At 62.4% G+C, this 11,602-nt stretch carries 9 protein-coding genes; 7 read left to right on the top strand and 2 right to left on the bottom strand.

Annotated features, from left to right (window positions below):
- Positions 1-261: 261 nt before the first annotated feature.
- The 6 genes from panB to ACFY9W_RS26235 all read left to right on the top strand — a co-directional run bounded on the left by panB (position 262) and on the right by ACFY9W_RS26235 (position 9,890).
- Entirely contained in the window at positions 262-1,062 is an 801-nt protein-coding gene (gene panB, locus ACFY9W_RS26260; protein WP_391136888.1) for a 3-methyl-2-oxobutanoate hydroxymethyltransferase, read from the top strand.
- Positions 1,059-1,922: a pantoate--beta-alanine ligase gene (gene panC, locus ACFY9W_RS26255; RefSeq protein WP_391136885.1), complete on the top strand. Its 864-nt coding sequence runs from the start codon at positions 1,059-1,061 to the stop codon at positions 1,920-1,922. The genes panB and panC overlap by 4 nt, the downstream gene beginning before the upstream one ends.
- A 244-nt stretch (positions 1,923-2,166) precedes the next feature.
- Positions 2,167-3,831 (top strand): glucose-6-phosphate isomerase, encoded by a 1,665-nt coding sequence (gene pgi / locus ACFY9W_RS26250; protein WP_391136882.1) that lies wholly within the window; start codon positions 2,167-2,169, stop codon positions 3,829-3,831.
- A 197-nt stretch (positions 3,832-4,028) separates the two neighbouring features.
- On the top strand, positions 4,029-5,963 hold the full coding sequence (acs, locus tag ACFY9W_RS26245; protein WP_391136879.1) for an acetate--CoA ligase: 1,935 nt from the start codon (positions 4,029-4,031) through the stop codon (positions 5,961-5,963).
- A 42-nt stretch (positions 5,964-6,005) separates the two neighbouring features.
- A complete protein-coding gene (locus ACFY9W_RS26240) occupies positions 6,006-6,875 on the top strand; it encodes an oxygenase MpaB family protein (RefSeq protein ID WP_391136876.1) in 870 nt (289 codons plus the stop codon).
- Between the two features lie 78 nt (positions 6,876-6,953).
- Positions 6,954-9,890, top strand: coding sequence for a DUF748 domain-containing protein (locus ACFY9W_RS26235; RefSeq protein WP_391136873.1), 2,937 nt, complete (start codon positions 6,954-6,956; stop codon positions 9,888-9,890).
- A 121-nt stretch (positions 9,891-10,011) separates the two neighbouring features.
- Here the strand turns inward: ACFY9W_RS26235 and ACFY9W_RS26230 are convergent, their stop codons facing one another.
- Positions 10,012-10,425: a VOC family protein gene (locus tag ACFY9W_RS26230; RefSeq protein ID WP_019752964.1), complete on the bottom strand. Its 414-nt coding sequence runs from the start codon at positions 10,423-10,425 to the stop codon at positions 10,012-10,014.
- A gap of 60 nt (positions 10,426-10,485) precedes the next feature.
- Between ACFY9W_RS26230 and ACFY9W_RS26225 the strand changes: the two genes are divergently transcribed.
- Positions 10,486-10,788, top strand: a complete 303-nt coding sequence (locus ACFY9W_RS26225; RefSeq protein ID WP_391136869.1) for an antibiotic biosynthesis monooxygenase — start codon at positions 10,486-10,488, stop codon at positions 10,786-10,788.
- 151 nt (positions 10,789-10,939) lie between these two features.
- Here the strand turns inward: ACFY9W_RS26225 and ACFY9W_RS26220 are convergent, their stop codons facing one another.
- The gene (locus ACFY9W_RS26220; protein ID WP_105948687.1) at positions 10,940-11,290 is read right to left on the bottom strand and encodes a BON domain-containing protein; all 351 of its coding nucleotides are present in this window, start codon (positions 11,288-11,290) and stop codon (positions 10,940-10,942) included.
- Positions 11,291-11,602 lie beyond the last annotated feature (312 nt).

Below are 11,602 nucleotides of genomic sequence, written 5' to 3'. Positions count from 1 at the left end.
CCGGGCGTTTCAGCCCTGCACCCCGCCACGGTAACGCCAGTAACACCCTGATCGTAACAATGCGGTAACAGGGTGATTGACTTCCCCCACCTCGCTCACGACTATAGGCGTCCCGTGCGGCACCAAAGTGCCGCATACCCGTATTTAGGCCCGGACGGACCTGTGCCCGAACATCACGCGCGATGATGTGCCGCTCCGGAAGATGACTACACGCGTTGAATGCAGTCGTTTTTTACAGCGCCTGAACGAGGATTTTCCTACATGCCTGAAGTAACCCTTACCACCCTCAATGGCCTCAAGGCCAAGGGTGAAAAAATCACCATGCTGACCTGCTATGACGCGACCTTCGCCAAAGCCGCCAGCCAGGCCGGCGTCGAAGTGTTGCTGGTGGGCGACTCGCTGGGAATGGTCCTGCAGGGCCACGACAGCACCTTGCCAGTCACCACGGCAGATATGGCCTACCACACCGCCAGCGTCAAACGCGGCAACGACGGCGCACTGATTCTTGCCGACCTGCCGTTCATGGCGCACGCCACCCCGGAGCAAGCCTTTGCCAACAGCGCCACGCTGATGCAGGCCGGCGCCCACATGGTCAAGATCGAAGGCGCTGCCTGGCTGGGCGAAACCATCCGCCTGCTGGCCGAGCGCGGCGTGCCGGTGTGCGCGCACATGGGCCTGACCCCGCAGACCGTCAACGTGCTGGGCGGCTACAAGGTACAAGGCCGCCAAGAGGCCCAGGCCCGGCAGATGCGCGCCGACGCCATCGCCCTTGAGCAGGCCGGTGCGGCCATGCTGCTGCTTGAATGCGTGCCCAGTGAACTGGCGGCGGAAATCACCAATGCCGTAGGCATCCCGGTGATCGGCATTGGTGCCGGTAGCGCCACCGATGGCCAGGTACTGGTACTGCACGACATGCTTGGCCTGTCGCTGAGCGGCCGGGTTCCGAAGTTCGTGAAGAACTTCATGGAAGGCCAGGCAGACATCCAGGGCGCCCTCGTCGCTTACGTCGAGGCCGTCAAGCAAGTCAGCTTCCCAGGCAGCGAACACGGGTTCAGTGCATGAATACAGTCAAGACCGTCCGCGAACTGCGCGCCGCCGTTGCACGTGCCCGCGGTGAAGGCAAGCGTATCGGCTTCGTCCCGACCATGGGCAACCTGCACAGCGGGCATGCGGCCCTGGTGATCAAGGCTGCGCAGCGCGCCGACTTCGTGGTTGCCAGTATCTTCGTCAACCCGCTGCAGTTCGGCGCCAACGAAGACCTCGACAAGTACCCTCGCACGCTGGCCGCCGACCAGGAGCGCCTGCTGCAAGCTGGCTGCAATCTGCTGTTCGCGCCCACCGTTGAAGAGATGTACCCCGATGGCATGAGCGTGCAAACCCGCGTCAGTGTGCCCCACCTCTCCGAAGGCCTGTGCGGCGCCAGCCGGCCCGGGCATTTCGAAGGCGTGGCCACCGTGGTCAGCAAGCTGTTCAACATGGTCCAGCCCGACCTTGCCGTGTTCGGCGAAAAAGACTTCCAGCAGTTGGCAGTGATCCGCGCCATGGTGCGCGACTTGAACATGCCGGTTCAGATCATCGGCGAGCCCACCGTACGTGCCGAAGATGGCCTGGCGCTGTCATCGCGTAACGGCTACCTCACGCCCGAGCAGCGTGCGGCTGCGCCAGCGCTGTATCGCGTCTTGCAGCAGATTGCCGCGGGTATTGGCCGGGGCCAGCGGGACTTTGCCGCGCTGGTTGCCGAGGGGCAGGCGCAACTGGCTGCTGCGGGTTTCCGGCCGGATTACCTGGAGGTGCGCCATGCCGTGAGCCTGCGCCCGGCAGTGATCGATGATCGCGATCTTGTGGTGATTGCGGCGGCTTACATGGGCAATACCCGGTTGATCGACAACCTTTACCTGCATGTGGAAGACAAGACCGCATAACGGCCTGGGGCTGCTATGCAGCCCATTCGCCGGCAAGCCAGCTCCCACAGGGACTGCACCGCTCCTGAGACTTGTGATGCCCTGTGGGAGCTGGCTTGCCGGCGATTGGGGCGCAAAGCGCCCCCCAAATTCCCCCGCCATACCCATTCCTTGTAAGTGGCCTTTGCCTATAATGATGCCAGCCTGAACCCGGCAACGACTGCCGTGTCCAAGGCCTCACCACGCACCAAGGGAACCCCGCGCAATGGCGTATTACCGTACACCCCACGATGTGACGGCCCTGCCCGCCTGGCAGGCGCTTCAGCAACACCGCGACGCCATGCAGAGCTTCAGCATGCGCGAAGCCTTTGCCGCCGATGCCAAGCGCTTCGACCAGTTCTCCCTTAGCGCTTGCGGTCTGTTCCTCGACTACTCGAAAAACCTGATCACCGAACAAAGCCGCGACCTGCTGGTGAACCTGGCCAACGAAGTGGGCCTGCAGGACGCCATCAAGTCGATGTTCAGCGGCGAAATCATCAACGCCTCCGAAGGCCGCCCGGTACTGCACACCGCCCTGCGCCGGCCCGTGGGCGACAAGCTCAGCGTCAACGGCGTGAACGTCATGCCGGAAGTGCACAAGGTGCTCAACCAGATCACCGAACTGGTCGGGCGCATCCACGACGGCCTGTGGCGCGGCTACAGCGAAAAACCGATCACCGACGTGGTCAACATCGGTATCGGCGGCTCGTTCCTCGGCCCCGAGCTGGTGTCCGAAGCGCTGCTGCCCTACGCCCAGCGCGGCGTACGCTGCCACTACCTGGCGAACATCGACGGCAGCGAGTTCCATGAGCTGTCGGCCAACCTGCGCGCCGAAACCACCCTGTTCATCGTCTCGTCGAAGTCGTTCAACACCCTCGAGACCCTGAAAAACGCCATGGCCGCACGTACCTGGTACCTGGCCCAAGGCGGTTCGGAAGCCGAGCTGTACCGCCACTTCATCGCCGTTTCCAGCAACAAGGCCGCCGCCGTGGCCTTCGGCATCCGCGAAGAGAATATCTTCCCGATGTGGGACTGGGTGGGTGGGCGTTATTCGCTGTGGTCGGCCATCGGGCTGCCGATTGCCCTGGCCATCGGCACGGCCAACTTCAAGGAACTGCTGTCGGGTGCCTACACCATGGACCAGCACTTCCAGACCGCGCCGTTCGACAAGAACATGCCCGTGCTGCTGGCCCTGCTGGGCGTGTGGTACGGCAACTTCTGGGGCGCGAACAGCCACGCGATCCTGCCGTACGACCACTACCTGCGCAACATCACCAAACACCTGCAGCAGCTGGACATGGAGTCCAACGGCAAGAGCGTACTGCAGGACGGCACCCCGGTGAAAACCGATACCGGCCCGGTGATCTGGGGCGGCGTGGGCTGTAACGGCCAGCACGCCTACCACCAGTTGCTGCACCAGGGCACCCAGCTGATCCCCGCCGACTTCATCGTGCCGGTGGTGAGCTTCAACCCGGTGGCCGACCATCACCAGTGGCTGTACGCCAACTGCCTGTCGCAGAGCCAGGCGCTGATGCTCGGCAAGACCCGCGAAGAAGCCGAAGCCGAGTTGCGCGGCAAAGGCCTGAATGAAGCGGACATCGAAAAGCTGGCGCCACACAAGGTGATCCCGGGCAATCGCCCGAGCAATACCCTGGTGGTCGAGCGCATCAGCCCGCGCCGCCTGGGTGCGCTGGTGGCGATGTACGAGCACAAGGTGTTTGTGCAAAGCGTGATCTGGGGTATCAACGCCTTCGACCAATGGGGCGTAGAGCTGGGCAAGGAGCTGGGCAAGGGTGTTTACCAGCGCCTGGTCGGCAGCCTGGAAGACAGCGCCGAAGACGGCTCCACCCAAGGCCTGATCAACTACTTCCGCGGCCGTCACCGCGGGTGATCTGATACCTTCGCTGGCCTCTTCGCGGGCTGCCCGCTCCCACAGGTACCGCACAATCTTCAAGATTTGTGCGATCCCTGTGGGAGCGGGCAAGCCCGCGAAGAGGCCGGCACAGGTTGAACACCCCTCCCAGCTACACTGTCCTATCGAATAGCCGTTGCAGTCCATCGCCCCTCACAAGAGCAGGACCACCCGCCATGTTCGATATCAAGCAGTATCCCCAGGCCCTGGCCGTCAGCCAGTCCGCCGAACTCACCCCCGACGAATACCGCCGCCTGTACCGCCAGTCGGTCGACGACCCGGACACCTTCTGGGCCGAACAGGCCAAGCGCCTGGACTGGATCAAATCGTGGTCGAGCGTGCAGCAATGCGACCTGAAAACCGGCAAGGCCCGCTGGTTCGATGGCGCCGAGCTCAACGTCAGCTACAACTGCATCGACCGCCACCTGGCCACGCGTGGCGAGCAGACCGCCTTGCTGTGGGAGGGCGACGACCCAAAAGACTCGAAACCCATCACCTACCGTCAACTCCACCGCCAGGTCTGCCGCCTGGCAAACGCTCTGAAGGCACGCGGGGTAAAAAAAGGTGACCGGGTATGCATCTACATGCCGATGATCCCCGAAGCCGCCTTCGCCATGCTTGCCTGCACCCGCATCGGCGCCATCCATTCAGTGGTGTTCGGTGGTTTCTCCCCCGATGCCCTGCGTGACCGTATTCTCGATGCCGACTGCCGCACCGTGATCACCGCCGATGAAGGCGTGCGTGGCGGCAAGCGCATCCCCCTGAAACAGAACGTCGACAAGGCCCTGGCCAGCTGCCCTGCGGTCAGCAGCGTATTCGTGGTGCGCCGCACCGGTGGTGATGTCAGCTGGGTCGAAGGCCGCGACCTCTGGTACCACGAGGCAACGGAACAGGCCGGCGAGGCCTGCGCGCCCGAGCCGATGGCAGCCGAAGACCCGCTGTTCATCCTCTACACCTCTGGTAGCACAGGAAAGCCCAAAGGCGTGCTGCACACCACCGCCGGCTACCTGCTGCAGGCGACGATGACTTTCAAGGTGGTGTTCGACTACCGCGATGGTGAGGTGTTCTGGTGCACCGCCGACGTCGGCTGGGTTACCGGCCACAGTTACATCGTCTACGGTCCGTTGGCCAATGGTGCGATCTCGCTGATGTTCGAAGGCGTGCCCAACTACCCGGACACCTCGCGCTTCTGGCAAGTGGTGGACAAGCACCAGGTAAACATTTTCTACACCGCCCCAACCGCCCTGCGCGCGCTGATGCGCGAAGGTTCGGGGCCGCTGCAGAGCACTTCGCGCAAAAGCCTGCGCCTGCTGGGTAGCGTCGGCGAGCCCATCAACCCCGAAGCCTGGGAGTGGTATTTCGAGGAAGTCGGGCAAAAGCGTTGCCCCATTGTCGATACCTGGTGGCAGACCGAGACCGGCGGCATCATGCTCACCCCGCTTCCCGGCTCGCTATCGTTCAAACCCGGCTGCGCCACCCAGCCCATGTTTGGTGTGCAACCACTCCTGCTGGATGAAAAGGGCAAACTGATAGAAGGCCCCGGCGCCGGCCTGCTGGTCATCAAGGCCAGCTGGCCCGGGCAGATCCGCAGTGTCTACGGCGACCACCAGCGTATGGTCGATACCTACTTCAAACCCATGCCCGGCTATTACTTCACCGGCGACGGCGCCCGCCGCGATGCCGATGGCGACTACTGGATCACCGGGCGCATCGACGATGTGATCAACGTGTCGGGCCACCGCATCGGCACCGCAGAAGTGGAAAGCGCACTGGTGCTGCATGACAGCGTTGCCGAAGCGGCGGTGGTCGGTTACCCCCACGACCTCAAGGGCCAGGGCGTGTACGCATTCGTCACGCCCATGAATGGCGTAGCGCCAGACGACGCGCTCAAGGCCGAGTTACTGGCCTTGGTCAGCAAGGAAATCGGCAGCTTTGCCAAGCCAGAACTGATCCAGTGGGCCCCAGCATTGCCCAAGACCCGCTCAGGCAAGATCATGCGGCGTATACTGCGCAAAATCGCCTGCAACGAGCTGGACAACCTGGGCGATACCTCGACCCTGGCCGACCCCAGCGTGGTTCAGGGCCTGATCGACAAGCGTCTCAACCAGTAACCGGCGGCCACTGTCCATGGCCGTCCTGAACCACAGGTCGCCATGGAAGCCCTTCGTCGCCGCATCGAAACCCAGGTCATGAGCCTTACAGGGCTGGCCCTCGGCCAGCTCGATCTGGAAAACCCCAAAGGCGACCCTGGCCTGTTCGGCCCGCACAGCATCAGTTGGCGGGTGCATGGCGACTTCCCGAGCATGCTGGTCGGCGGCATCAGCGCCCTGTTGCTGCAGCTGCTGCACCCGCTTGCCCTGGCGGGGGTGTGGGACCACTCCAATTTCCGTGAAGACCTGCTAGGCCGCCTGCGCCGCACCAGCCAGTTCATCTCCGGCACCACGTTCGGCTCGACGCGCGATGCCGAGTGGTTGATCGACAAGGTGCGCACCATCCACCTGCAGGTCACCGGCACCGCACCGGATGGCCGCCCTTATGCTGCCAGCGACCCGGACCTGTTGACCTGGGTCCATGTAGCGGAGGTCAGCAGCTTTCTCGCCGCCCACCTGCGTTACCGCAACCCGCACCTGGCACGCGCCGAGCAGGACGCCTATTACGCTGAAATCGCCCTGATCGCCGAGCGCCTTGGCGCCCGTAACGTGCCGCGCTCGTGCCAGCAGGTCGAGGATTACCTGCTGCGCATGTGCCCCCAGCTTCACTGTGACAGCCGCAGCCACGAAGTGGTCAGGATACTGCTCGACGCCCCGGCCCCCAGCCGCCTGGCACAACCGGTAGGCAAGCTGATGCTGCATGCCGGCATCGACCTGCTACCGGACTGGGCCCAGACCATGCTCGGCCTGCAGCACGGGCCCTTGCAGCGACGCATCATCCGCCTGGGCCTGCAACGCACCGCGCCGGTATTGCGCTGGGCAATGCGCGACGGCTCGGCGCACCGGGCCAAACGGCGCATGGGCATCGAATGAGCTCAAATGGTCGCCTCAGCGGAACTGATTTAACGTGCCATACTCCAAGCACTCCTGCTTAGACAGACGATGCGACACATGTACAAAGGATTGACTCGCGCCGCTGGCGCAATCGTGGCCCTGGGAGCCCTCTATAGCCTGCTCGGCTTCCTTATTCTTCCCGGTGTGGCACTGCGCATCGCCAACCAGCAGTTGGCCCAGTATGCGACCGTGCCAGCCCACCTCGAACGGATCGAACTCAACCCTTTCAGCCTTGAGCTGACGCTCTGGGGCCTGCAGATCGGCGATCCCGGCAAGGAACAGGTCGGTTTCGAGCGCCTGTACGCCAACCTCTCGCTCGACAGCTTGTGGACCAAAGCCCTGCACCTGGAGGCGGTAGAGCTCGACAAACCGCGCAACGAAGTGCTGTTCGCCAAGGACGGTACACTCAACCTGACCGGGCTGTTCAAGCTGCCCGCCAGTGAGGCCAAGGCCGACCAGCCGCCCAGCGACCCGTTCCCACTGCGTATCGGCAGTATCAAGCTCACCGACGGCTACCTGCACTTCCAGGACGCGCGCCCAAGCGAGCCGATCGAGTTCCTCTACGACAACATGAACCTGGAGCTGAAAAACCTCAGCACCTTACCTGACGACAGCGCCGACATGACCCTGGTGGCCAACGGCCCCAATGGCGGGCGCATCGACTGGAACGGCACCCTCAGCCTGTCACCGATTGCCTCCGAGGGCACGCTGAAGGTCACCGAGGGGAAAATGAAACTGTTCTGGCCCTACGTGCGCGATGCCGTGCCGCTGGTGCTGGAAGACGGCGTATTCAGCCTCGATACCCATTACAAGCTCAACCTCGCCAAACAGACCGAGTTGCTGCTGGACAACGCTTCGGTGCGTATCGCCCCGTTTGCCATCAAGGCACCGGATGGCCGCCCACTCGCGCGCCTGGCTAGCCTGGAGGTGAGCGAAACCTCCGTGGACCTGGTCAAGCAACTGGTCACCGTCGGCAAGATCCGCAGCGAAAAACTCGAGACCTGGGCTGCGCTGGAAAAGGACGGCCAGCTCGACTGGCAAAAACTGTTCGCCAGCCAAACCGCCAAGGCCACGCCGAAAGAGAAAGCCGAACCGGCTGCCGCCGAACCCACGCCTGAGCAGCAAGCCGCCAAAGAACCGAGCAAGCCCTGGCAAGTGCTGCTCAAGGACGTGCAACTGCGCAACTACCTGGTGCACCTGGCGGACCGCAGCCAGAAAGAGCCGGTAGCCCTGGACATCGGCCCGCTCAACGCCGACTTGCAAGGTTTCGACAGCCTCAACCAGTCGCCGTTCACGCTCAAGCTCGATACCGGTGTGGGCAGGCAAGGCAAGCTGCAGGCGGCCGGCCAGGTCAACCTGGCACCGATCTGGGCCAAGCTGGATGTGAGCACCCGAGACATCGACTTGCGGGTAGCCCAGGCCTACATCAGCCCGTTCATTCTGCTGGAACTGCGCAGTGGCATGCTCTCCAGCGACCTCAAGGTCGACCTGAAGAATACCGCACCGCTGGCCTTCAACATCACCGGCAAAGCCCAACTCAACCAGCTGCACACCCTCGACACCATCAAGAGCCGCGACTTCGTCAAATGGCAGCAGGTGAACGTCGACGGGTTGTCCTATGTGCACGGCGATGCGCTGTCGATCGACAAGGTAACCCTGCTGCAGCCGTATGCGCGCTTCATCATCAACGAAGACCGCACCACCAACATCAACGACCTGTTGATCCCGCAACCGGCCAGCGCACCCGCGAAAACCCAAGCCAGGCCAGCCACGGCGGGCAGCGACAAGCCGCTGGGTATCCACATCGGCCAGATCGACATCAACGACGGCTCGGCCAACTTCGCCGACCTGTCCCTTACCCCCAACTTCGCCACGGCCATCCAGCAGCTCAATGGCCAGATCGGCACCATCGACAACCGCAAGCCGGCGCCGGCCAAGGTGGACGTCAAGGGCAAGGTCGACCGCTACGCACCGGTCACCATCAAAGGCGCACTCAACCCGTTCAACCCGCTGGCCAGCCTGGATATCGCCACCAGCTTCAAGCGCGTCGAACTGACCACCCTCACGCCCTACTCCGGCAAGTTTGCGGGCTTTCGCATTCGCAAGGGCCGGCTCAACCTCGACTTGCACTACCTGATCACCAACGGCCAGCTCAAGGCCGAAAACAAGCTGGTGGTTGAGCAGCTGCAACTGGGCGAGAAAGTCGATAGCCCGGATGCGGTCGACTTGCCGATCCGCCTGGCGGTGGCATTGCTGAAGGACACCGAGGGCAAGATCTCGATCGAGCTGCCGGTGACGGGCGACCTCAACAACCCACAGTTCAGCGTGATGCCGATCGTCTGGCAGACCCTGCGCAACCTGGTGCTGCGTGCTGCGCAAGCCCCGTTCAAGTTCATTGGTGGGCTGATTAGTGGCGGCGGCTCGGAAGACTTGGGCAACGTTGCCTTCGCACCCGGCTCCAGCGAGCTCAGCGGTGACGCCCAGTCGTCGCTGGACAAGCTGGCCTCAGCACTGAAAGAGCGCCCGGAACTGCGCCTGGAAATCGAAGGCACCAGCGCCCAGGCCAGCGATGGCCCGCTGATTGCCCAGCAGCGCCTGGAGCGTGAATACCAGGCCACCTGGTACAAGATCCTGCAGCGCCGCGGTGACAAGGTGCCGGCCAATGCCTCGATGCTGGTGGTGGACGATAGCGACAAGCCAGCGATGCTCGAAGGCATCTACCGGACACGCCTGAAACAGCAGCCACCTGCCGAATGGGAGCAACTGGGGCGTGACGAGCGTACTGCCAAGCTGCGCGAGGCAGTGATCAAGTCGTGGGCCGAAAGCACCCCACTGCTGCGTACGCTGGGCCAGGAGCGGGCCAGCAGCATCAAGGATTACCTGGTCGACAAGGGCAAGCTGGAAGATGACCGGGTGTATTTCATCGATACCAGCCTGGGGCAGCCTGAGAGCGATGGGCGGGTGGTGACGCCGATGCATCTGGATGCTGAGTAATCTCTAATGGCAGGCCCGGCCTCTTCGCGGGCACGCCCGCTCCCACAGGGATAGCGCACTGCTTGAGGCCTGCGCAGTATCTGTGGGAGCGGGCATGCCCGCGAAGAGGCCGGCGCAGGCTTCAGACCAACCGCTGCCCCGACACCGCCGGGTGATACAGCGGCTGCACCTTGTTCCCCGCCGGGTCCAGCAGGTGGAAGCTGCGCGCGCCGTCACCATGGTTGAATGGCCGGTCGAGCAAGGTCACGCCTCGGGCCTTGAAGTACGCATACCAGGCCTCCAGTTCCTCTACGCTGTCGACGATGAACCCATAGTGGTCCAGTGTCTGCAGCCCGTTGGCAGCCCCTGCCCCGCGCCCCAGCGACAGGTTGTCATTGCCACAGGTCAGGTACACCAGGTCTTCATTGGCGCGGTTCAGTACTTCCATGCCCAGCACATCGACGTAGAAGCGTTCGCACTCCTCAAGGTTGGGTACCAGCAAGGCAATATGGCGCAGGCCATTCAGGCGGCCAGGGCGGGCAGGCAATTCAGACATTGGCTAGGCTCCATTTTTGTATACAATTCGTTATTGAATTTAAAACAAAAGGAGAGCTTTGTGTATAGCCTGTTCATCAAGACCCGCGTGAAACCCGGATGTGCCGATGCTTTCCTTACTGCGATCAAGGTCAATGCCGCTGCTTCGGTGGCCAGTGAGCCGGGTTGTCTGGTGTTCGATGTGTCGCAGGACAGAGTCGATCCGGAGGTGATCTACCTGTATGAGATCTACCGCGATGATGCGGCGTATGAGGCGCATACCCAGACCGCGCATTTTCGCGACAGCCGCCCGCTGGTGGAGCCGCTGATCATGGAGCAGGAATGCTTTGAGAGTGATGTGGTGGCGCGCAACCCGGTTTACTAAGTGAAAGGGGCTGCTTTGCAGCCCTTCGCGGGCACGCCCGCTCCCACAGGGATCGCGCTGACCCTGTGGGAGCGGGCGTGCCCGCGAAGGGCCGCAAAGCGGCCCCTATCAGCATTTGGTGGCCAAGTCCGTTTGGCCGACGGGACATCCCTTATTCGGACTTCAGGCCATCAGCCGAAACGGCCTGTACGCCTTTGATCTTCTTGGCGATGGCAACAGCCATTTCCTTCTGCGCATCGGTAATGGCCACTTCAGACGACAGCGACACCACACCTTTGTTGGTCTCGACTTTAATGTCGCTGCCTGGCACGCCTTTCTCGGTCATCAGGTCAGCCTTGACCTTGGTGGTGATCCAGGTATCAGAGGTAGCTTCCTTGGCTTTGGTCACCTCACCGGCCGCCAGCGTCATGGGGGCCTGGGTGGACTGTTGGGCGAATGCCGCGTTAGCCATGGTCAGGGTCAGAGCGGTAGCAGTAGCGGCAGCAATGGCGAACTTCTTCATGTGGGTCACTCCTGTTTTTCGAAAGGTCTGCGCCGTATGTCCTGGCGGCAGGTATGAAGGTAGTTGCATGTGCTGTGCCAGCTTTGCCGCCTAAATTAAATACTTATAAATCAACAACTTGGCAAAATGCCGGCATTTCACAAGTCGTGCATTTTGCAACCTGCACGGTAAACCTGCATGCAAGATGCAAGTCCGCAAAAGGTTCCCGCCACCCATGAAAAAAGGTTCTTCACGGATTGCCGGGAAAGTCATTCTTGATCTTCATGAAAAAGAACTCGCTGTCCCGGTAGCCGTAAGCCATCCGCTTGATCA

Origin of the sequence: Pseudomonas sp. NPDC008258, from assembly GCF_042956345.1 — a bacterium.
Classification (GTDB): domain Bacteria; phylum Pseudomonadota; class Gammaproteobacteria; order Pseudomonadales; family Pseudomonadaceae; genus Aquipseudomonas.
This window is presented reverse-complemented; position numbering and strand designations above follow the sequence as displayed.